Source organism: Chroococcidiopsis sp. CCNUC1, assembly GCF_023546805.1.
Taxonomy (GTDB): domain Bacteria; phylum Cyanobacteriota; class Cyanobacteriia; order Cyanobacteriales; family Chroococcidiopsidaceae; genus Chroococcidiopsis; species Chroococcidiopsis thermalis.
In genome coordinates this window covers 6,087,923-6,110,496 of sequence record NZ_CP097480.1, presented here as the reverse complement: position 1 = coordinate 6,110,496, position 22,574 = coordinate 6,087,923, and the positions used below count along the sequence as shown (strand labels likewise).

The window sequence follows — 22,574 nt, the reverse complement described above, 5'->3', positions numbered from 1 at the left end:
TCGTTGCCAAAATTTACAATTGATCCAACTGTTTTTTCAGGTCTTCTAACTCTGCATCCACAACTGGACTTTTGGCAGCAGTTGACTGCTCGTTTGCTTGTGGTAGAGAAGGTTGATTTGATGATGTTGCTGGACCTAGAGACATTTGAGCTTTTAATGCTGCTAGTTCGTCATCGACATCGCTACCAGCTTCTAATGCAGCAAATTGGCTTTCTAGATCGTTCCCAGCTAGTTCTCCAACCGCCTGCGCTCGGGCTTCTTGCATCATGACTTTTTCTTCCATGCGCTCGAAGGCTGCCATAGCACTGCTAGTACCTAAGCGTCCGACTGTGCCTTGTAGTTGTTCCTGCGCTTTAGCAGCAGAACTACGTGCTTTGAGCATATCTTTTTTCGTCTTCGCCTCAGAAATTTTACTTTCCAAAGCAATCAGGTTGCGCTTGAGGGTATCAATTTGAGTGACTTGCCCATCTAAAGTAGCTTTGAGCGTATTTGCCGTTTCGAGATAAGTTTTCTTACGCTCTAGGGCTTGCCGAGCTAAGTTTTCATCGCCTTTTTGCAAAGCTAGACGGGCGTTGCGATCCCACCTTTCTGATTCATTTTGATTTTGTTTGTATTGCTGTTCGGTACGTTTTTGGGCAGCGATCGCTTGAGCAACACCTTGCCGCAACTGGATTAAATCTTCCTGCATTTCTAGAAGCGCTTGCTCTAGAATTTTTTCTGGATCTTCTGCCTTGCTGACTAAATCGTTGAGGTTAGATTTGACAACCCTGCTAATCCGGTCAAATAATCCCATAATTGTGCTTTTCCTTCGGGGTTCACGGTTTGAGTAGTAGGTAGCGAGTGCTGGCGCAGCACGAATGATTTATGTTTGCTCAAAGCAAAGTTAATTCATCTCTGCTTTTATTCTTAACATATGCCCTATATACAGTTATCAGTTATCGGTTATTAGTTATCAGGGTGTATGGGTGTAGGGTGTGGGGGGTGTGTGGTACGTGGTCACTGGTCACTGGTCACTGGTCACTGTTGGGTAGTTGCGGCGGGGGTGTTTGTCCTGAAAGTTGTGCTTTCATGCTGGCAAGTTCAGAATCAATGTCGCTGCTGGCTTCTAGGGCGGCGAATTGTTTTTGCAAGTCGTCGCTACTTAATTCGGCGATCGCCTCTGATTGAGCTTCTAGCTGCAAAACTTTTTCTTCCATCCGCTCAAACGCACCCAGAGAACTCGTTGTATTGACACCCCCTATCATTTCATTCAGTCTTTGAGTAGCTTGTGCCGATCGCGCCCTAGCGATATACATATCTTTCTTAGTCCGCGCTTCAGAAATTTTGCTCTCCAGTGTTTGCAAATCTTTCTTCAGCCTGACGACGATATTATTTTGCTGTTCGATTTGGGCTGTGAGGGCAGTAGCCGTGTCTTGATAGGATTTGCGGCGCGTCAGTGCTTCCCTTGCTAACACGTCGTTCCCTTGCTGTAGGGCAAGTTGAGCGCGACGATACCATTCTTCAGAGTTAGACTGAGCTTGGTGAGCCTGTCTTTCGGTGCGCTTTTGGGTAGCGATCGCCTGTGCTACAGCCTGTCGCAGTTGAACTAAATCTTCCTGCATATCCATGACCGTTTGCTCCAGAATTTTTTCTGGATCTTCCGCTTGCCCAACCAAGGCATTAAAATTAGCGCGAATAACTCTGAGGATGCGGTCAATCAATCCCATGACAGCTCTCCATTCTGATGAACGACTTAATTGGTGTTGTTCTGGCTTAAAGCTAAATCCCTCCAACCCGTCACTGGCAAAAGCTAAATTGCTCAACAACTAATTTAGTTAGAGTATTAAACACATGGTATCTTACCTGAGATTCAGTTATTCAGTTGTCAGTGAAGAGTGGCTAGTGGCTGGTGACTAGTGGAACCAGAATTGCTTCCTTGTCCCCTTGTCTCCCTTCGCCCCCTAATCCCCACTCCCTTCGGTCGCGGGGAAGAGCGAGTTCCCCTTGTCTCTCTTATCCCTCAGCTCCCTGGGCTCCCTCAACTCTCTTCTCCCCGACTCCCCATGTCCTTAAATTCTTTAGGAAACATATTAGAGACTGTCAAACAAGAAAGTCGCTGGCAAGAGCAGCCGCTTCAAAGGGTATTACAGTGCTGGGTTGAGGCTGTTGGGGCAATGGTGGCTACTCATACTCGCCCAGTTTCCATTCAAAGACAAGTTCTCTGGGTTGCGACTTCTAGTGCTGTCTGGGCGCAAGAACTCGCTTTCAGACGACAGCGGATTTTGGAGAAGTTAAATGCTCAATTACCGCAACCTTTGCTAGATATTCGCTTTTCTAGCGCTCAGTGGCAGCAGCTGGCAAAGCAGGATTCATTAATTGACGATCGCATTTCTTCTAGTTCCAGGTCAGGGCGCGCTCATCCGAGTTGGGTTGGTAACGATTCAGCCGCTAAGAGCGATCGCCAGCTGCGCTTTCGCCATCCTCAAGCAGCGTTTAGACACTGGACTGAAGTAACACAAACGCGATCGCGTCACTTACCCTTATGCCCTCAGTGTCAGTGTCATACCCCTGTAGGCGAACTAGAGCGATGGGGAATTTGTTCGATTTGTGCTGCGAAGCAGTGGTAGGAATTGCTGCTGGCATTTCATCAAAAGCTTGCCTCAATTAGTACCTTTTTTAACTATTTATTTAAGTAATAACAAAATACCTCTAGCGATAGAGGCGAGATGATTTGTAGTAAATTTACTGTTAGCTAAAATTCCCTCTTCAGTTTCGCGCTTTTAGAGCATTTTTCTTTGTGAAAGTCAATGTAAGTTTTACGAGTTTAACATTTTCTTCCAATTGATCCCCAATCGTTTTGGCTTGAATTTAAGTAGTTATTATTTGAGCCTTCTGGGACAAGTCTAAATAAATTCTAAAATTATTTTTAGCTTTGAGAGCGCTAGAACCTAGAGTGATTCTTCAGTTGATGCCTCTGAGTCCCTAAAACCCTAGAGGCAAAATAAATGCTGTAGACCCATCCACAACAGCTACTTATATGACCAGCTGCAATCCTGCAACTTCTGCCTGTCGTTATTGTCAGCACTACCAGCCAGAAGGACGGCGAGGAGGTAAGTGTCAGATTCTCGAAGTGCCAGTTCAGGGCAATTGGAAAGCTTGTAGTTTAGCTGTAACTGCTTTTGCTTCCAATTGGGAAAGTTTAGTAGAAGAAATGATGTCTTTGACTTCTGCTTCAGTGCTTGCTGCTCCTGTCGCAACTACTCTCAAACTGCCTGAGCCTGAGTTACTAGAAACAGAGTTCAGCCACGTTCGGATTCAGAGACAGCAGCAGGCGTTACTAGCATAGTTGTATCTTTATGTAACGGTTGTTTGGCTCCGGCTAAATACACCAAAGATGTAATTTAAACCTAATTTAATTTAAAAAATCTAAGCAATCATTTTAAAACTTACATCGCATCCCAATTTCAGTGGTGCGATTTTTTTATTGAAAAGAATAAAAAATTGAAGAGATACACGATAGCGTCTCTTCATAGCAATTCTCGATTGTATGGATGACATTTGTAGGGGCGCGAGCGAGAAAGCGCCCCTACCAGACGTGTATTGCATCCAATTGAAAACCGCTATCAACTCAAAATTAAGGCAACCAAGGATATTGGCGAAAATCTGGTTGGCGCTTTTCTAAAAATGCCTGTTTGCCTTCGGTTCCTTCTTCTGTCATGTAATAGAGTAAAGTGGCGTTACCAGCCAGTTCTTGCAAGCCTGCTTGTCCGTCACAATCGGCATTAAAAGCAGCTTTGAGACAGCGAATTGCCAAGGGGCTTTTTTGTAAAATTTCACTTGCCCATTGAATTCCTTCTGATTCTAGTTGTTCGACGGGAACGACGGAGTTAACTAAACCCATTTCTAAGGCTTCGGTAGCATTATATTGACGGCAAAGAAACCAAATTTCTCGCGCCTTTTTCTGTCCGACAATTCGCGCCAGATAGCTAGCCCCAAACCCACCATCAAAACTCCCAACTTTGGGACCTGTCTGTCCGAATATGGCATTATCAGCGGCGATAGTGAGGTCGCAAACGACGTGCAGGACGTGTCCCCCTCCAATCGCATATCCAGCCACCAAAGCAATGACAACTTTGGGCATGGAACGAATTAGGCGTTGTAAATCTAGGACATTTAAGCGGGGAGTCCCTTCATCATCGACATAGCCAGCTTTACCCCTAACGCTTTGGTCGCCGCCCGCACAGAAGGCATATTTACCATCGGTATGAGGTCCAGCACCCGTGAGCAAAATAACGCCGATGTTCCTATCTTCCCTTGCATCGCAAAATGCATCGTACATTTCAAAGATGGTTTTGGGACGAAAGGCGTTGCGCTTGTGGGGACGGTTGATGGTAATTTTGGCAATTCCGTCTGTTTTGTGATAGAGGATATCTTCGTAGGTTTTGGCAATTTGCCAGTTAACTTGCATGGGTTTTAAGGTGCGATCGCATTTTATCGCTTGAACTATGGCTTGAAAATTTTATCTTAGTATCTGGCGTTAGCGGAGCTAAACCAAGTTAGGCTGCTTCAGGTTACTGCCCAGACAGTACTTGAAGGCTATTAGGTGAGGCGATCGCTCTTTAACTGCCTCGCGTATCATCACGATTTGATTCCCCTCGTGTCGTTTTCCGTGCCAAGCCCAGAAATGCTCTTACTGCTGGAGAGGAATCATGCTGCCGCCAAGCCAGATAAAGTCCGGTTTTAGGGATCTGTTCCTGCAAGGGTCTGTAAATGACTCCGCTTCTGTGGAAGTTTTGCAAGGAGGCGGGGACGATCGCAATGCCCAGTCCTGCTGCAACTAAGCCGACGATAGTTTGCATCTGAACTGCCTCTTGAGCCACTTGCGGACGAAATCCAGCTTGTTGACAAAGGTTAATAATCTGCTCGTAAAAGACGGGTCCCATTTTGGCAGGAAATAGGATAAATGATTCCGAAGCCAATGTGGAGAGAGACAATTGAGTCTGGGCAGACAACGGATGGGTTTGTGGCAACGCCAAGACCAATGATTCTGGCAAAAAGCACTCCACACTCAAACCTAGTTCGCTGATGGCAGAACGAACAATGCCGATATCAACCTGTTTGTGATGCAGAGCTTGAATTTGCTCTTGCGTCGTCAGTTCATGCAATTGTAGTTCTAGAGCCGGAAACTGTTCTCGAAAGACCCTTAAAATCTCTGGTAGTAACGTATACATTGCAGAGTCAACAAAGCCGATCGCTAACCGTCCAATCTCACCCCGCCCGATCCGTTGTGTCACTGCGATCGCCCGATCGAGTTGCGCTAACACTCCATAGGAGCGCTCTAAAAACACTTTGCCTGCTTCAGTCAGCTGCACTTGCCGCTTCGTTCTCTCAAATAGCCTGACTCCTAGTTCATCTTCCAAACCGCGAATCTGCTGACTTAAGGGGGGTTGGGAAATGTGCAACCGCTGGGCTGCTCGACTAAAATGCAGCTCCTCAGCCACCGCGATGAAGTAGTGCAGATGCCGTAGTTCTATCACACTTATATGTCTAACCTATTAATCTTAGTCAAATATATATTGGACAGTCACATGGCTGTCTCCTATCGTAAGAAATATGAGGCGCGTCTCATCATTTTTGTATTAGGGAAAACAAATGAACTGGGACAAGAATCCTGTCGCTCCTAAAGTTTGGTTGATTACAGGACATACACCCACTAAAGCTCAAGATTTCAGTCAGGAGAGAGGCAAATGATTCGACTCGACGATCGAGTAGCCATTATCACGGGCAGTGGACGCGGCTTAGGAGCAGCCTATGCCCGTTTGCTGGCAGAAAGAGGGGCGCGAGTCGTGGTTCACGACGCAGGCGTTAACAAAGAGGGGACGGGTTCCGATCCAACGGTGGCAGCTGATGTCGCCAACAACATTCGAGAAAAAGGTGGAGTGGCGATCGCCAGTGACGTACTCCTGAATAGTCGAGACAACTGCCGCAGCCTGGTAGAAATGACACTAGAAAAGTTCGATCGCCTCGATATCTTAATCCACAATGCTGGATGGGTTGCTTATCAGTCAATCCAAGACCTGTCACCTGATTTTCTAGAACGCGCCATCAACATCAACATAGAAGCACCAACGTGGTTGTCTCAAGCTGCCTTGCCCAGGATGAAGCAACAACACTATGGACGGATTGTGTTGACGACTTCGGATCGAGCGATTTATCAGCAATATGCTCTGGGCGGTCTTGCAGCTTACGCGATGGGAAAAATGGCACAGATAGGTCTAATGAACGTGCTGGCGGTTGAAGGCAAAGAGCAGGGAATTCTAGTGAATGCGATTTCGCCAGTTGCCAAAACGCGGATGTGGAATGTCCAGGATGAACCAGAAGATTTACGACCAGAACAAGTGGCTCCAGGGGTGTTATACCTTGCCTCTCCAGAATGCCAGGAATCTGGATTTATCTTAAGGGCAAGCAATGGTCAATTCACAGCCGTGCGCCCCATCGAGCGATCCAACGTGAACTATCCATTCAACCTTGCCGCTGTTGAAAGTTCTACTGCGGAGGATTTAGCTACTCGCTGGCAGGAGATTGCTGCGGATGTTGCGTTTTAAGGAGGAGGCTTGTACTTCGAGATAGGATGTAGGGAAACAATCGAGATGATTGGTGGGGGCGTAGTTGAAAGGATGTGGGGAAGGGGCGATCGCTTCTTTTAAGGGGAATTATAAGAGTCTACGTTTTAAAAGTCCCCCTTGTTATGGGGGATTTAGGGGGATCTCCGTTTTAAAAGTCCCCCTTGTCAAGGGGGATTTAGGGGGATCGTTAATCTTGCTTCATCCAGCTGAACATGGCGCGTAAATCTTTGCCAACTTCCTCAATTGGGTGTTCGGCTTCTTGACGGCGTGTGGCAGTAAATCCAGGTTTCCCAGCTTGGTTTTCTAATACGAATTCCCGCGCAAATTGACCCGATTGAATTTCTTGCAGCACTTTCTTCATCTCTGCTTTGGTCTGCTCGGTGACAATCCGAGGACCGCGAGTATAATCGCCATATTCAGCAGTATTGGAAATGCTATCGCGCATTTTTGCCAAACCACCTTCGACAATTAAATCAACAATTAACTTGACTTCATGCAGACATTCAAAATATGCCAATTCCGGTTGATAACCAGCATCAACTAACGTTTCAAAACCTGCTTTAATTAGCGCGCTCAAACCACCACACAATACTGCTTGTTCGCCAAATAAATCGGTTTCTGTCTCTTCTCTAAATGTGGTTTCGAGAATACCAGCGCGAGTTCCACCAATACCTTTAGCGTAAGCCATAGCGCGATCGCGGGCTTGTCCGCTAGCATCCTGATATACGGCAAACAAACAGGGTACGCCTTGTCCTTGTTCGTATGTCCGCCGCACCAAATGCCCTGGTCCCTTCGGTGCAACCATGACGACATCGACATCCGCAGGAGGCACGACCTGAGCGAAGTGAATGTTAAATCCGTGGGCAAAAGCTAAGACTTTACCTTCTTTCAAATGCGGTGCAATTTCTTGTTGGTAAACGCTTTTTTGCACTTCATCCGGCAGCAGAATCATAATTAAGTCTGCTTTTTGTGCTGCCTCAGCTACCGGATATACTGTTAAACCCGCAGCTTTGGCTTTTTCTGCTGACTTGCTGCCAGGATACAGCCCGACTATGACATTTATACCGCTATCTTTGAGATTGAGGGCGTGGGCGTGACCTTGAGAGCCGTAGCCGATAATTGCAACTGTTTTCTGCGCTAATAAATCTAAATTGGCATCTGTGTCATAGTACATCCGAGCCATAACAACAACTCTCCTTGGGGGCAAGCATCTAAAGTCTGCAAACTTTCTATAATACCTGAAATTGGGTAATTGGTAATTGATAATTGGTAATTAGTAACAATCAAGCGTTTTGACTTTTGACTTTTGACTTTTGACTTTTGACTTTTGACTTTTGACTTACTTATTACCCTTTGGGCTGATGGTGTTCGTGCCAGTGACGGGCAATGTCGATGCGGCGACAGATCCAAACGCGATCGCGCTGCTGAATATAATCGAGAAAACGTGCTAAAGCCGCAGTCCTACCAGGTCTACCGACAAGGCGACAATGTAACCCAATACTCATCATTTTGGGGGCTGTTTCTCCCTCGGCGTACAAAACATCAAAAGCATCGCGCAGATAGGCAAAGAATTGATCGCCTGAATTAAACCCTTGCGCCGTCGCAAAACGCATGTCGTTGTTATCTAAGGTATAAGGAATGACGAGATGGGGTTTACCGTAGTCATGCACCCAGTAAGGCAGATCGTCGGCGTAGCTGTCGGAGTCGTAGAGAAACCCGCCTTCTTCTACTACCAACTTGCGCGTATGCGGGCTATTGCGTCCCGTATACCAGCCGAGGGGACGGCTTCCCGTTGCTTGGGTATGAATGGCGATCGCTTTTTGTAAATGCTCTCGTTCCAAATCCTCGCCAAAATATTTATAGTCAATCCAGCGATAGCCGTGGCTGGCAATTTCCCAATCTGCTTCTTGCATGGCGGCTACTGCTTCGGGGTTGCGTTCTAACGCCATCGCTACCCCGTATACCGTAATGGGAATCCCTCTTTGCGTAAACAGCCGATACAGCCGCCAAAACCCCGCCCGACTGCCATATTCATACATGGACTCAATATTCATGTGCCGCGCCCCTGCTAGGGGTTCTGCACCGATAATTTCTGACAGAAAGGCTTCAGAAGCCATATCTCCATGTAGAATGCAGTTCTCTCCACCTTCTTCGTAGTTAATCACAAATTGAACCGCTACGCGGGCTCGTCCTTGCCATTTAGGATCGGGAGGGGTACGACCGTAACCAATTAAATCGCGGGGATATGGTGTAGGCATTGTGTCTGTGTACTCATACGAGAAATTTCAGCGGAAGCGATCGTCGTTATTTTCAACGATAGTACTCGCGACCTAGAGAAAAAAATCGGCAAAATAGAGGGAGCAACGATTTACACCAAACTAAAAAATACTAAACAAACAACCTCCAAATGAATGTTACCCCCACACCGCTAGAACCAGAAATCCTAGAACCAGCTACATTCAGCCACGTTCCTGTATTGAGCCGAGAGTTAATCGCTGGTTTGGCGGTGCGAGCGGGGGGACACTATCTAGATGCTACCGTCGGAGGTGGGGGTCATAGTAGGCTAATTTTGCAAGCTGCGCCAGATGTGAAGCTAACAGCACTCGATCGCGATGCAGCCGCGATCGCCGCAGCCCAAACTCAACTAGCAGAATTTGGCGATCGAGTACAATTTTTACGGAGTAATTTCGCGACTTACACCCCTCAAAACGCAACTTTTGATGGTATTATCGCCGATTTAGGTGTAAGTTCTTACCAATTTGATACAGCGGCAAGAGGCTTTAGTTTTCGCCATGAAGCGCCTCTGGATATGCGTATGGACGATCGCCAATCTCTGACAGCGGCGGCAGCGATTAACACCTGGGATGAAAAAAAACTAGCAGATATTTTCTTTCATTATGGCGAGGAAAGATTTTCACGCCGGATTGCTCGGCGGATTGTGGAAAAACGCCCGTTTCATACGACGACAGAACTAGCTGCTGCGATCGCCTCTGCTGTTCCTGGTGCATATCGTCATGGAAGGATTCACCCTGCTACCCGCGTGTTTCAAGCATTGCGAATTGCTATAAATGACGAACTAACCTCCCTAGAAAATTTCCTGCAACTAGCACCAACTTGGCTTAAACCAGGGGGAAGTCTTATCGTTATTAGTTTTCACAGTTTAGAAGATCGGATTGTCAAAAATGCCTTCCGAGCGTCCGAGCTATTACAAATTATTACTAAAAAACCACTCATTGCCCAAACAGATGAACTAGCCCAAAATCCTCGCTCTCGCTCAGCTAAGTTACGAATAGCAACAAGAAGAGATGGTAATGGGTAATGGGTAGTTGGTAGTTGATTGTCAGTTGTCAGTAAGAGCGTGAAGAAAGGATGTGGGGTGTAAAGATTTTAAATTTCTTTCTCCCTCAGCAACCTTGCGCTCCCGATCGCTCCCTCAGCTCTCTTCTCCCTGCTCCCTACTCCCTTAGCTTGATTTCCGATGCGATCGTTCACAAATCCTTCACATCTTTTGCCTAAGCTCTAAGCTAATTGGAGTCAAGAGCTACAAAATGCAGGTTTGATGAGGGATATTCAAACTCCGCGATCGCATACAAAGGAAAACAAGTCATATGGATTCAAACTGGAAACATAAAACTAAATTTCCGCTTCGTTTATATCTCAAACAACTATTTTTTGGTTCTCTGGATAAAGTTATTCTCAGCCCTACTGCTTTTTGGTATACGTACCAGATCGAGCTTTTAGAAAAATGTTGGCTACAAGATATAAGTCAGCAATTAGAAGACTATTTATATGATAATTGGGACTTCTTCTTAATTGAAAACCACTGGGACTTTTATTGGATGTATCAAGTAGAACGCTGTTGGGAACGAGATTGCATAGAATTTTTAGAAAATTGTTGGCTGCAAGAAGAATAAAGTCAAAAGTTAAAAGTCACAAGTCAAAATCGAGGAGACAGGCGACAAAAGACAGAAGTTATGACTAACCACCGATCGTTAGTCACTAATAACTACTCACTTCCCAATAACTACAAATTGCCCAGGAGGAATGAATTAGGATGAGAATTCTTAAAGTTCAAACATTGCGGGGTCCAAACTACTGGAGCATTCGCCGCCATCAACTAGTTGCTATGCAGCTAGACTTGCAAGAATTGGCAGAAAAACCATCTAATGAAATTCCAGGTTTTTACAAGGGTTTAGTTGAAGCACTACCCAGCTTAGAGGGACATTTCTGTTCTCCTGGGTGTCGCGGCGGCTTCCTAATGCGGCTACGAGAAGGCACGATGATGGGTCATGTAGTCGAACACGTAGCCTTAGAACTACAAGAACTAGCAGGAATGCCAGCAGGCTTTGGACGTACCCGCGAGACGGCTACTGCTGGGGTTTATCACGTTGTATTTGAGTACGAAAACGAGAAAGCCGGACGCTATGCAGCCCGTGCCGCTGTAAGGCTGTGTCAAAGTATTTTGGATCTGGGATACTATCCCCAATCGGAACTAGAACGAGATCTTCAAGATCTCAAAGCACTTCACCAAGATGCGGCTTTGGGTCCTAGTACAGAAGCAATTATTCAAGCAGCAGAGGCGCGAGATATTCCTTGGATGCAACTCGGGGCGCGTTATTTAATTCAACTCGGCTATGGCAAACGGCAGAAGCGCATACAGGCAACTTTAAGCGGCAACACGGGTCTTTTAGGTGTCGAACTTGCCTCTGATAAAGAAGCTACTAAATATATTCTCAGCAATGCTGGCGTACCCGTTCCTAGAGGTACGGTTATCAATTATTTTGACGAACTAGAAGATGCGATCGCCTCTGTTGGTGGTTATCCCATCGTTATCAAACCGCTAGACGGCAACCACGGTAGAGGCATTACACTCGATATTCAAACTTGGGAAGCCGCAGAAGCCGCCTATGATGCAGCCCAAGCAGTTTCTCGATCCATTATTGTCGAACGCTACTATCAAGGGCGCGACCATCGCGTAGTTGTAGTTGATGGTAAAGTTGTCGCAGTTGCCGAACGCATTCCCGCTCATGTTGTGGGAGATGGTAGGAGTACGATTGAGGAATTAATCGAAATTATCAATCAAGACCCCGATCGCGGCGACGGACACGATAATATCCTCACCCGCATTCAGCTCGATCGCAATAGCGATCGCCTCTTAGCACAACAGGGCTACAGTTTAGATAGTATTCTAGACCGAGATGAAATTTGCTATCTACGAGCTACAGCAAACCTCAGCACTGGTGGTATTGCTTGCGATCGCACTGATGAAATTCACCCGGAAAACATTTGGCTAGCGCAACGTGTAGCAAAAATTATCGGTCTAGATATTGCCGGAATCGATATTGTTACCCCAGATATCAGCCGTCCTTTGCGAGAAGTGGGTGGCGTAGTGGTAGAAGTGAATGCCGCGCCTGGTTTTCGGATGCATACCCATCCCAGCCAGGGTAAGCCTCGCGATGTCGCGGGAGCAGTCATCAACATGCTGTTTCCCCCCGGTAAATCCAGCCGCGTTCCCATCCTTGCTGTCACCGGAACCAATGGTAAAACCACAACCACGCGCTTACTTGCCCATATCGTCAAGCAAACTGGTAAGACTGTCGGCTACACCACAACCGATGGGACGTATATCGGCGATTGTTTAGTCGATCGAGGCGATAATACAGGTCCTCAAAGCGCTCGGTTAATTCTACAAGACCCCACAGTAGAAGTAGCTGTATTAGAAGCAGCACGAGGCGGAATTTTGCGCTCTGGGTTGGGATTCAATGCCTGCGATGTCGGAATTATTTTGAATGTAGCTGCCGATCATTTAGGAATTGGCGACATTAATACAGTCGAGCAACTAGCTCACCTCAAGAGTGTCGTTGCAGAAACCGTATTTCCCCACGGTTATGCTATTCTCAACGCTGACGATCCTTTAGTTGCAGCAATGGCAAAACGGGTGAAAGCTCAAATAGCCTACTTTTCACTCAACCCAAATAATCCCATCGTGCGAGAACATACTCGACATGGGGGCTTAGCGGCAGTTCATGAAGACGGTTATTTGTCAATACTGCAAGGAGAAATCAAACTACGACTCGAACAAGCAGTCAACGTACCGCTAACGATGGGCGGACGCGCCAACTTTGCGATCGCCAATGCCTTAGCTGCGAGTTTGGCAGCATTTACCCAAAGAATCCCCTTGGGACAGATTCAAGCTGGATTGCAGACATTTCAACCATCTGCCAGCCAAACCCCAGGTAGGATGAATTTATTTGAGTTAGGCGATTATCACGCACTAGTTGACTACGCCCATAACCCCCATAGTTACGAGGCATTGGGTAGCTTTGTCCGCAACTGGCAAGGAGAAAGGATCGGCGTAATCGGGGGACCTGGCGATCGCCGCGACGAAGACTTCATCACCTTGGGCAAACTCGCCGCCGAAATGTTTGACTTTATTATCGTCAAAGAAGACGACGATACGCGCGGTCGTCCCCGTGGCGAAGCCGCAGACTTAATCGAAAAAGGCATCCGTCAAGCCAATTCCGACTGCCACTACGAATCCATTTTGGCAGAGACAAGAGCCATTAACACCGCCCTCGACATGGCTTCTCGTGGTAGTTTAGTAGTCGTCCTCCCCGAAAGCGTCAGTCGTGCCATTCGTTTGATTGAATCTCGCCGAGGATAAATCGGGAGTCGGTAGGGGCGGGTTTTCAAACCCACCCGTACGGGAGTCGGGAGTCGGGGAAGAAGAAAGCAGAGGGAGCAATTCCAAGTCACAAGTTGCAAGTAGCAGCACTCACCACTACCAACTACCAACTACCAATTACCAATCACCAATTACCAATTACCAACTACCCCTAGTTATGACCCCTCAACCCGCCCTTCTCGTTCTTGCTGATGGTACTGCTTATCATGGTTTATCTTTCGGTGCTACTGGTACTACCGTTGGCGAAGTCGTGTTTAATACTGGTATGACTGGGTATCAAGAAGTCTTAACCGATCCCAGCTATCGCGGTCAAATTGTCACCTTTACCTACCCAGAATTGGGAAATACAGGCGTAAATCCTGAAGACGAAGAATCCGATCGCCCCCAAGTCAAAGGTGCGATCGCCAAAAATGTCTGTTACCGTCCTAGCAATTGGCGCTCTACTGGCAGTTTGCCTGACTACCTCAAACAGCACAACATCCCTGGAATTTACGGCATCGATACCCGCGCCTTAGTCCGCAAGATCCGCGAAGTAGGATCGATGAATGGCGCTATTTCTACAGAAATTCTTGACGAAGCAGAGTTATTGCAACTCGTCCTCGCTGCCCCCAGTATGGCAGGATTAAACTTGGTCAGTGAAGTCACCACATCCACTGCTTATGAGTGGGCTGGAACGACTGATTCTGTATGGGAATTTAAACCAGTATCCCCAGATGGCGAGACTCTCACCGTTGTTGCCATTGACTTTGGCATCAAACGCAACATTCTGCGGCGACTAGCGAGTTATGGCTGTCGCGTCATTGTCGTTCCTGCTAATACGCCACCAGAAGAGATTCTGAAATACAATCCCGACGGCATCTTTCTTTCCAATGGACCTGGTGACCCCGCCGCCGTTGCCGAAGGACTTGAAACGACAAAAGCCCTTCTTTCAGCCCAGAAACCAATATTTGGTATTTGCATGGGACATCAAATACTAGGTCGGGCGTTAGGGGCAGAAACCTTCAAGCTAAAATTCGGTCATCGCGGTTTGAATCAACCTGCTGGCTTACAAAGGCAAGTCGAAATTACCAGTCAAAATCACGGCTTTGCGATTGATGCGGATTCCATTCCCGCAGATGTCGAAATTACTCATCTCAATTTAAACGATCGCACCGTAGCAGGATTGCGCCACAAATCCCTACCCCTATTCTCAGTCCAATACCACCCTGAAGCTAGCCCTGGTCCCCACGACGCAGATTACTTATTTGCCAATTTCGTCGAATCCATGCGCCAGTCACGCACTGTAGGAGTGTAAAAGTCAAAAGTTAAAAGTCAAAAGTCAAAAATCAGAAGTGTTTCACTAGTTGTTAACACTGATAACTGTTAACTGATAACTGTTAACTGATAACTGTTAACTGATTCTTGATTGGAGTAGCTAAATACTTAGCGATCGCACTTACCATAGTACGAGGACACTGGGGAGGCATAGATTGCCGAAACGACTGATAATAATCTTGACGCGATTCTTCAAATAGATAGCGCAGTTCCACTAATGGATTCGCATGATGATCGACGCGCAAATCCAGATAGGGATAAACATCTTGATGCACCACATACAGCGCTGCCGATTGTCGTCCCCGTTTGTCTCCTCCAGCCGCCTCGCCAGCTTCTAAAGCGTGTAATAGGCGATCGCAAAACTCCATTTCCGCCGTAGCTTGATAGGCATCTGCCATCGCTACCAAAACTTGTTCGCCTACCAGCATATTTCCGGCTACAGAAAAGTAGGGATATGTCAAGTGTCCCGCCCAACCAACGCAATCTTCACCTGTCCAAGCTGCCGTATGACCGCGACGATCTACCAGATGTAGCTGACGCTGGTGGCAATTGAGATCGTCTTGTAGCAAAAGCTGTAATGTATCTTCAGCCGAAACCCCATGTTCTAACAATTGCAGGCTGCAAATTCCCAATAACGGGTTAGTTTGACCTTGAGTCGCGATCGCCCCTACAGTTGCCTTAGCATGAGGTACGAGCGCCCCTACAGCCAGATGCTTAGTTGCCACTGCTACCCCAGTCATTTGCGTTGCTGCATCCCAAGCCACAATTGAGAAGGTCATAATTCCAGAGCGCCCGAATCGTCAAGTCACGTACATGAATGTTATTCCCAAATAACATTTATTTGCGATCGCTGACTGTTTTGGATTTAACAATTTGTAGGAAATGGTAATGAGTGAGTGACTGGTGGCTAGTGGCTAGTGGCTGTATTCTTAATTTCTAATCACCAGTCACTAGTCACTAGTCACTGTTCTGAAAAATCAAATCCAACCTTCGCTGTGCTGCTTGTAATGCCTCGGTAGGGGTGCTTTTCCCTAATAAAACAGCTTCTAGCGCCCTACCTAAATTTTCTGACAAGCGACTGTAACCAGGAAAAATGGGACGCGATCGCCCGTATTTTGCTTGTGCTAAAAACACTTCTACGGCAGGCTGTTTTTTGATGAAATCTTGATACTTCTGGCTTTCCCTTGCCTTCATATTGACGGGTAAATATCCCGTACCAATTGCCCAATCAGTTTGAAATCCTTCGCTGACAACATACTCAGCAAACTTGAGGGCGGCTCGTTCGCGTTCGGGCGTAGACTTGAATACAAATAGGTTTTCTCCACCAATTGCAGTTGCTTGGCGATCGCCTTGAGGAATTGGAAACACGCCAAAATCTATTCCTGTGGTTTGGAACTGTCCCAGCGTCCAGGGTCCAGTCAATTGCATCGCCACTTTCCCAGCTAAGAAAGCATCGATTTCAAATCCTCGTTCTGGTAAAGATAGAACGACAGAACCATCATCGACTAAATCGCGCCACAATCTCAGCGAGGCGATCGCACCCTTGTCGTCTGCTACATTTACATTTGCTGGTTGTTGGGGATTGTTACTTGCCAACTCGCCACCGCCACTCCACAGGAAGGGTAGCCACAGAAAGACGCTAAATTCTCCTTTCCCTAACGGCAAAAACATTCCGTGTTGGTCGATCCGCTTGTCTCCGTCTTTGTCGATGGTTAATTGACGTGCGACTTGACGTAATTCTTCCCAAGTTTGCGGTAACTGGGTAATTCCTGCGGCTTGAAATAAGCTGGGACGGTAAAATACGCCTACGTTATTTACGCCAAACGGCACAGACCAAGTATGCCCTTGATACTCCATCGTTGCAAACAGGCTAGGATCGATTTCATCTTTGACGGGAGAAGTTTGTAGCAGATCGTCCAAAGGACGAATTGCATCGAGTTCCACTAACTGTCCAGTTAGCGTGGCATTAAACCATAGTAAATCTGGTGGTGCATTTCCTACTACCGCTGCCAAAATTTTCGGTAATTGCTGTTCTGCTTGTCCGACATATAAAGATTCTACTTGAATGTCAGAATGCTCTCGATTGAAGCGATCTACCAGCGTTTGCAAAACATCTCGATTGGGTGGTGGATTTACCCCTTGCCACAGCGTAATTTTGGTAACTCCAGAATTACTAGGTGTAGCCTGACATCCTACCAAAGTTAGGGTTACTACGAGTAAGAGGAGAAGAAATTTAGTTTTGACTAGGTAGCGATTGAGCAACTTCACTAGTTTTTTCAATTGACTTTTAAGTTTTATTGTCGAAATTTTAGTCTAGAATTGCCTTCTGTAGATAAACGCGGGTAAATAGGTATTTTTGATATATTGTCAGATATATTCCGATCCCTCTTCTGTCACTTTAGGCAAATTCAACGAATCTACGTGGTTTTAGCCTACGAAAAATCAAGGTTTCACCCCAGTTTGACAGAAGAGGGCTGAGCCCAATTTAAGATGAAGCTGCATAGAAAAGAGCTTCTAGAATAAAGTTAGAAGAAGAGATTTCTGGGATGCGATCGCGTAAATCTTGTAGAGAAGAGAAAAGTTGATTTTTGAGAGGTTTTTTGAGGAATTGCCAAAGTCTCTCAATCGGATTGAGTTCAGGGGCTGATGCTGGTTGAAACAGAGGAATACTATTTTCCGGTCAACGAATTGCTGAACTTGTATGAGCAGATGCTCGCTCGATCTGTAAAATGGCATAATCCGAGCCTAATTCCTGAGATAGCCAGTCCCAGCACTGTTGAAAACACTCACTATTCAATTTTGGATACTCTCAAGGAAGTGGTCCCCAGTCAATGGTTCAATCGCACCGTAAATCCAGAAGTTTTCCCATTGCCATTTTACTCCAACAGTGGGCTTGACTCCAGAAGCAGTAATCACTTTTCCTGTAAGAGTTTTGAGTCCAACCCTAGTTTTATCTTGACACAAGTAATACACACACTTACCTTGTGCCAACAGTTGTTTGAGAGTTACTAGAATCACAGCTGTTTGTAGGAGTTTTTTTAGTTCCTTTTCGCTCTCGGCGATCTCAATCTTAAATGGGCGGCTCATGGCTATGTGAACTTATCGAATTTGCTTACCTCTATATGCAGCTTCATGTTGAATTGATATGAGTCAGTTATATTCAGTTATATAAAGATCGGAAAATTTTTAGTAAGGAATTGTCATGAATAAAAAGGCAAAGAGATGTTGACTTCGCAATTTAGTTTTGATAAGCTCTTTTTTATAATGGAACTATAGACGAATTTTTAGATTTTCAAATATTCCCATTGTAAAGCGTACACGCTAAATTGTAGCAGCAAAAATAGCACGGGACAACCCCTTTTTAGAGCTAATTATTGTGCTTATTAAATAAGTAATCTATTGATTATTTTTCTCTGAGAGTTTCTGGAATACCAACAGAAGAAAGTCCGGCGATCGCTTGCAAATTTTGACGGCGGAGTAGTTCCATAAAATCTAAAGTCGGTCGTCCTTCCATCTGTGCCACCGCTTCAATTGCCGACAACAGATGTTGAGCCGCCTCTGCCTCAGCATAACCCCGCCTCCCAGCAACGCGCACTGCTGCCTCATCTGCTTCTACCTCAATTTGAGAACTGTGGTTATTGCGCCAAATCCGAGTCCCGGCGATCGCGGTTAATGCTCCAGCTGCCACAGTACCCACCACATCCCCCTGCACGATCTCTACTACCGTCCCCAAAAGCCCCGCTAAGACAACTCCCTGATAGACATCCGGTTTAAACCACTTTACTGCCGTCAACCAGCTAACAGTCCGCAACAGCAACAAATCTCGCTGTGGTTGGGGTAGCCGCCGCCAGAGATCGAAATTAATGGAAATGCGACGTTCCTGCTGCCACGGCATAGGAAAAGCATAATCGATAACTTTAGTTTGCTCCCGCTTACCGACAATCTTAGTCAACATCCGACCGGAAGCAGGCATCAAGTCCAGAAGGCGGCGGATTTCAGTAGTTGGTTCCATGAGTAGAGGATGGGGAAAGTCAAAAGTTAAAAGTCAAAAGTTAAAAGTCAAAAATCATGTATTGGGATGGGTGGGATTTAAGGTAAAATTTCCAGCCAAGGCTGTCCATCTGTTTACTAAACCCGCTCGTACACAAGTTAAAAGCTCACTACACCTCACACCCTATACCCTACACCTTGTTTGCCGATCGCTGATAATAAACTAATAGACTTAAAAAATTATCTCTTCAATGGATGCATTTGCACCGATTCCGCCTCAATGGACTAAACAGGCAACTCATGCCAATGAATTTTGTTGTCCCCGTTGTCGTTCTGGTAGCCGCGAAGCAGAAAGAGTCTGGCTAAATCGACGATCGCCCGTATTTACCGAAAACAACCGTCGCAAGTGGCAAGAGTTTTATCAGTGTCAATGCAGTTGTGTCTGGTGGGCATGGAGTAACGATCGCCCCCCTCAGATTTAACACCGAAAGAAGACTGCGAGCGTTAAGTTGATGGTTGGTAATTGGTGGTTGACGGTAAACGCCCTCCGCTACACTACTCCGTGAAGACGGTGATTGAGAAGTGGCTGGTGGAACCGATGACGCTTTGGCTGGAATCTTTTCTAGTCACCAGTCACTAGTCACTGATAGCTGGTCAAGAAATCATTACCAAAAACCATAAATTCAAGCAAATATTCCTGTTGGCAACGGGCAAATCTGTCTTGATGAGATAGAATACGATACAAATAACGGTACGCTTGTCAAGCTGATGAAATACTTCTTTAGAACAATGGCGGTTAAAAGAAATATTTCTTAATCTGGAGGCAAAGCCAGACAGAGAATTTAACCGAAAAGTCCGTACATTGCTGCCCAATCAATGACTCGTTGAATTTATAGGAATAAAGTTATGAGCGATCGCTCGCCATCGGAAGCATCTATCTTTTTGAGTTATCTCAGAAACGGGATCTGGTTTTTGGGAATATCTTTTTGGTTATTTGGCATCATTGACCGAAGCATTGCTTCTTTCTCTGATGGCTCCCTATCGAGCGTAGATACGCTCCAGCTGTTTACAGCCGCCTTTTTCTTCATCGCTTGGTTGTTCCTGAAACCAAAGTCGGGGCATCGGGAGAAACAGGAAGTTAGGAATCCTAACCCTTCCTCAGCTTCCTCAGTTCCCCCCGCTATTTTCTAACTTCCAGTTGCTAATTTTTGTCCTACTAAAACAGAGCGGACAACCCGTTCGGCAGCCTTAGTAACGAGTTCTGGAGCATTGGCGATCGCATCTCCTAAACTACAAGGTGCATCGAGAATGCTTTCAAAGGAGTCGATGCCGCAATTGAAATTCACCTCAGCATCACGCCCGATAGTTCCGGCAAGGGCAATAACTGGTAGCTGATATTTCTTGGCTCTTTGTGCCACTTCTGCCGGAATTTTGCCGCGTGGAGTTTGAAAGTCAATACTTCCCTCCGCTGTAATCACCAGATCGGCATCTTCTAATAAGCGATCGAGGTGGAGATATTGCATCACAATGTCATAGCGAGGATGCAATTTTGCCCCTAATAAAGCATACAAGCCCGTACCCAAGCCACCAGAAGCGCCACTTCCGGGCATTTCTCGCACATCTATACCCATGTCGCGTTCGATAATAGCAGCATAATTATCGAGTGCTGCGGCTAGCTGCTCCACAGTTTCTGGTGAAGCACCTTTTTGAGGTCCAAATACTCGCGCTACACCTTTTTCGCCACACAACAGATTGTGCCAGTTACACGCCACATCAATTTGTACCGATTCCAAACGGCGATCGCGATCTTTAAGATCGATGCGTTCTAGTTTTATCAGTTCGCCACCACCGCGATCGATTTCCTTCCCATCTGCATCTAACAGGCGTACTCCCAGAGCTTGCGCCATTCCCGCACCACCATCATTCGTACCGGAATCGCCACAACCAACCAGTATCCGTTCTGCACCCGCATCTAGCGCTGCTTTAATCAGTTCTCCCACGCCGTAGGTTGTTGTCACTAGAGGGTTACGTTCGTGATGCGGCACTAATCTCAGTCCCGCTGCCGCTGCCATCTCTAAGACAGCAGTTTTTGTCTGCGTATTACCCAGAAACCCAAAATAAGAATCTACAGGCTGTCCGACAGGACCGGCGACCGTCAGATGGTGTAAAGTCCCGCCCGTAACTGTTACGAGGGCTTTGGTGAACCCTTCTCCACCATCTACTAAGGGAGCTTTGTGGATAGTAGCATCGGGTAAAACGCGCAAAATTCCCGTTTCAATACAATCTGCTACCTCATCAGCTTCCAAGCTTTCTTTAAATCCCGAAGGTGCAATCAAAATACGTAAGCTCATAATTATCTCCTGTAATGAATGAGTAGCTAGTGGCTAGTGGCTAGTGGCTAGATTCTGAGTTTTGTTCTAGTCACCAGTCACTAGTCACTGATAACTACTCTCGTAGTGGCAATGAAATCTGTACGTATGTTCCCTGACCAGGTTCGCTATCAATGGTGAGTTGACCCCCATGCTGTTCGACGATCGCTTTGCTTAAGGTAAGTCCCACGCCTGCACGCTGACCGTTGGTAGTGACTGTGGGAGAAAAAACCCGTTCGATCGCGGGTTGTTGAATTCCCTTGCCGTTGTCAGCGACTTCAATTAAAAGATTCGTAGCATCAGGATCGATGCGCGTCCGCAAACCAATACGTCCACCTTGTTCTGGCAATGCTGCTAAGGCATTCCGTACGAGTTCGCTCAAAACCTCGCGTAACTTCGGGCGATCGACAACTGCATAACTGACTTCTGGAGCAATATCCAGATCGACGCTCACGGCGCGTTCGACGAGTTCGGATTGAAACCGCAGCAGCAGATCGTAAAGCAGCGCTCTGATATCGGTACGGGCAAGATTCAAATCTAAGGGAAAGCCAAAATCAGTAATTCGCGACACGGCTTGTAATAGTAGATCGAGCTGCCCGATCGCCGCCCGTTGTTGCCCGTCAAATTCTTCGTTGCCCTTAAAACCATTGTGGTGCTGCAACTGAGTCACTCGCGATCGCAATTGCGACAATAATCGATGCAAAGTGACTCGTGAAGGCAAATGCTGCCAAGCAGAATCTTCTACGCCATCTTTAACAACACCATTAGGAACGGCAGCCAAACCTGCAACCTGCTGCCGTTCTGCCATTGCCTCCATCATGCGATTGAAAGCTCGGCTGACTGCTCCTAGCTCGTCTTGACGTTCTTCACCGAGGCGGCGTTTGAAGTCTCCCTTAGCTGCGTCGTCTAATGCCTCCTCTACCTCTTCTAATGGTGCAAATAAATCTGAAGCTAAATAAGCTGCAAGAAGCAACATCAGTGAGATTGTGCCAAAAGCCGCGATCGCTAGAACTAATTGCGCAGTTTGCCGCGTATTTTGTGTTTGCTGGCTGATGATTTGGCGATTTTGGCGATCGGAAGCAACGGCTTGTTGAGTGACTTGCTCAAATCTAATAAAGTCTATGTCTTCTAGTTGTTTTTCTAAAATTGTAAAGGCGCGATCGCGTTGACCTTGTGCTACTAAAGTAAAAGCTTCGCGGGCATCCTGGATCAGCGCAATGTATGCATTGCGAACTTGTTGAACTTGTTTTCGTTCTGCTTCAGTATCGGCTAATTCTGCCCAACGCTTAAAATCGGCTTCTGCTGGTTTGAGAAAGGCTTCAAATTCTTGTCGTGCATCTGGATCGTCGCTAATAATCGCATCTGGCAATTCTTTAAAAGCCCGAAAAGTTGCCGTTCTGACGCTCTCCAGCAATAAACTACGTTGATAATGTCCTTGCAACCTGCGTTCGCTATTTTGCCACTGCGCGATCGCCCACACAGTCACACCCGCCGTTGCCAGCGCCAGCAACGCCAACCCGCTAAATGTTGTTAATAGTTTCTTTCTTAAATTCATAATTTAAGGGAGCAGGGGGGAAGAGAGCTGAGGGAACCGAGGAAGCGGAGGGAGTT

21 protein-coding genes and 1 pseudogene are annotated in these 22,574 nt (G+C 46.5%); 9 read left to right on the top strand and 13 right to left on the bottom strand.

The annotated features are described in order from the left end of the window. Positions 1-13: 13 nt before the first annotated feature. Both M5J74_RS28295 and M5J74_RS28290 read right to left on the bottom strand, forming a co-directional pair. Positions 14-793, bottom strand: a complete 780-nt coding sequence (locus M5J74_RS28295; RefSeq protein ID WP_250014593.1) for a PspA/IM30 family protein — start codon at positions 791-793, stop codon at positions 14-16. Positions 794-1,010: 217 nt separating this feature from the next. Beyond that, entirely contained in the window at positions 1,011-1,706 is a 696-nt protein-coding gene (locus M5J74_RS28290; RefSeq protein ID WP_106169022.1) for a PspA/IM30 family protein, read from the bottom strand. A 336-nt stretch (positions 1,707-2,042) separates the two neighbouring features. Between M5J74_RS28290 and M5J74_RS28285 the strand changes: the two genes are divergently transcribed. Both M5J74_RS28285 and M5J74_RS28280 read left to right on the top strand, forming a co-directional pair. Continuing rightward, a complete protein-coding gene (locus tag M5J74_RS28285) occupies positions 2,043-2,606 on the top strand; it encodes a DUF721 domain-containing protein (RefSeq protein ID WP_106169505.1) in 564 nt (187 codons plus the stop codon). A gap of 410 nt (positions 2,607-3,016) precedes the next feature. Beyond that, positions 3,017-3,325, top strand: a complete 309-nt coding sequence (locus tag M5J74_RS28280) for a hypothetical protein (RefSeq protein WP_015157204.1) — start codon at positions 3,017-3,019, stop codon at positions 3,323-3,325. A gap of 288 nt (positions 3,326-3,613) precedes the next feature. Here M5J74_RS28280 and menB read toward each other — a convergent pair whose 3' ends face one another. After that, entirely contained in the window at positions 3,614-4,447 is an 834-nt protein-coding gene (gene menB / locus M5J74_RS28275; RefSeq protein ID WP_250014578.1) for a 1,4-dihydroxy-2-naphthoyl-CoA synthase, read from the bottom strand. Between the two features lie 151 nt (positions 4,448-4,598). Next, entirely contained in the window at positions 4,599-5,513 is a 915-nt protein-coding gene (locus M5J74_RS28270) for a LysR substrate-binding domain-containing protein (RefSeq protein ID WP_371934096.1), read from the bottom strand. 213 nt (positions 5,514-5,726) lie between these two features. On the opposite strand from M5J74_RS28270, the gene M5J74_RS28265 reads away from it, so the two are divergent. Next, positions 5,727-6,584, top strand: coding sequence for an SDR family NAD(P)-dependent oxidoreductase (locus M5J74_RS28265; protein WP_250014568.1), 858 nt, complete (start codon positions 5,727-5,729; stop codon positions 6,582-6,584). Between the two features lie 208 nt (positions 6,585-6,792). Here the strand turns inward: M5J74_RS28265 and ilvC are convergent, their stop codons facing one another. Further along, positions 6,793-7,788, bottom strand: a complete 996-nt coding sequence (ilvC, locus tag M5J74_RS28260) for a ketol-acid reductoisomerase (RefSeq protein ID WP_015157199.1) — start codon at positions 7,786-7,788, stop codon at positions 6,793-6,795. Between the two features lie 163 nt (positions 7,789-7,951). Next, positions 7,952-8,863 carry an allantoinase PuuE gene (puuE, locus tag M5J74_RS28255; protein WP_250014567.1) on the bottom strand — a complete coding sequence of 304 codons (912 nt, stop codon included), beginning with the start codon at positions 8,861-8,863 and terminating at the stop codon, positions 7,952-7,954. Positions 8,864-9,012: 149 nt separating this feature from the next. On the opposite strand from puuE, the gene rsmH reads away from it, so the two are divergent. From rsmH to carA, 4 genes are all read left to right on the top strand, one after another. Continuing rightward, positions 9,013-9,924, top strand: a complete 912-nt coding sequence (gene rsmH / locus M5J74_RS28250) for a 16S rRNA (cytosine(1402)-N(4))-methyltransferase RsmH (protein WP_106216762.1) — start codon at positions 9,013-9,015, stop codon at positions 9,922-9,924. Positions 9,925-10,213: 289 nt separating this feature from the next. Further along, on the top strand, positions 10,214-10,519 hold the full coding sequence (locus M5J74_RS28245) for a hypothetical protein (RefSeq protein WP_015157196.1): 306 nt from the start codon (positions 10,214-10,216) through the stop codon (positions 10,517-10,519). A gap of 140 nt (positions 10,520-10,659) precedes the next feature. Beyond that, positions 10,660-13,269: a cyanophycin synthetase gene (gene cphA, locus M5J74_RS28240; protein WP_250014565.1), complete on the top strand. Its 2,610-nt coding sequence runs from the start codon at positions 10,660-10,662 to the stop codon at positions 13,267-13,269. A 178-nt stretch (positions 13,270-13,447) separates the two neighbouring features. After that, the gene (gene carA / locus M5J74_RS28235) at positions 13,448-14,584 is read left to right on the top strand and encodes a glutamine-hydrolyzing carbamoyl-phosphate synthase small subunit (RefSeq protein WP_106166856.1); all 1,137 of its coding nucleotides are present in this window, start codon (positions 13,448-13,450) and stop codon (positions 14,582-14,584) included. A gap of 82 nt (positions 14,585-14,666) precedes the next feature. Here carA and M5J74_RS28230 read toward each other — a convergent pair whose 3' ends face one another. From M5J74_RS28230 to M5J74_RS28215, 5 genes are all read right to left on the bottom strand, one after another. Next, positions 14,667-15,383 carry a DUF1028 domain-containing protein gene (locus tag M5J74_RS28230; RefSeq protein WP_250014561.1) on the bottom strand — a complete coding sequence of 239 codons (717 nt, stop codon included), beginning with the start codon at positions 15,381-15,383 and terminating at the stop codon, positions 14,667-14,669. Positions 15,384-15,561: 178 nt separating this feature from the next. Beyond that, a complete protein-coding gene (locus M5J74_RS28225) occupies positions 15,562-16,872 on the bottom strand; it encodes an ABC transporter substrate-binding protein (protein ID WP_106216760.1) in 1,311 nt (436 codons plus the stop codon). Positions 16,873-17,089: 217 nt separating this feature from the next. After that, on the bottom strand, positions 17,090-17,230 hold the full coding sequence (locus M5J74_RS33705) for a hypothetical protein (RefSeq protein WP_371934095.1): 141 nt from the start codon (positions 17,228-17,230) through the stop codon (positions 17,090-17,092). A gap of 167 nt (positions 17,231-17,397) precedes the next feature. Further along, positions 17,398-17,691: a hypothetical protein gene (locus M5J74_RS28220; RefSeq protein WP_250014559.1), complete on the bottom strand. Its 294-nt coding sequence runs from the start codon at positions 17,689-17,691 to the stop codon at positions 17,398-17,400. Between the two features lie 316 nt (positions 17,692-18,007). After that, positions 18,008-18,616 carry a DUF3318 domain-containing protein gene (locus M5J74_RS28215; protein ID WP_106216758.1) on the bottom strand — a complete coding sequence of 203 codons (609 nt, stop codon included), beginning with the start codon at positions 18,614-18,616 and terminating at the stop codon, positions 18,008-18,010. A 229-nt stretch (positions 18,617-18,845) separates the two neighbouring features. Between M5J74_RS28215 and M5J74_RS28210 the strand changes: the two genes are divergently transcribed. After that, on the top strand, positions 18,846-19,076 hold the full coding sequence (locus M5J74_RS28210) for a hypothetical protein (protein ID WP_250014557.1): 231 nt from the start codon (positions 18,846-18,848) through the stop codon (positions 19,074-19,076). Between the two features lie 424 nt (positions 19,077-19,500). Then, positions 19,501-19,710, top strand: a pseudogene (locus tag M5J74_RS28205) (hypothetical protein); the annotation flags it as partial. Positions 19,711-19,781: 71 nt separating this feature from the next. Here the strand turns inward: M5J74_RS28205 and M5J74_RS28200 are convergent. Together M5J74_RS28200 and M5J74_RS28195 are read right to left on the bottom strand one after the other, a co-directional pair. Next, complete coding sequence (locus tag M5J74_RS28200; RefSeq protein WP_015157188.1) at positions 19,782-20,945, bottom strand: glycerate kinase; 1,164 nt, start codon at positions 20,943-20,945, stop codon at positions 19,782-19,784. Positions 20,946-21,039: 94 nt separating this feature from the next. Further along, positions 21,040-22,518 carry an ATP-binding protein gene (locus M5J74_RS28195; protein ID WP_250014555.1) on the bottom strand — a complete coding sequence of 493 codons (1,479 nt, stop codon included), beginning with the start codon at positions 22,516-22,518 and terminating at the stop codon, positions 21,040-21,042. Positions 22,519-22,574: the final 56 nt, after the last annotated feature.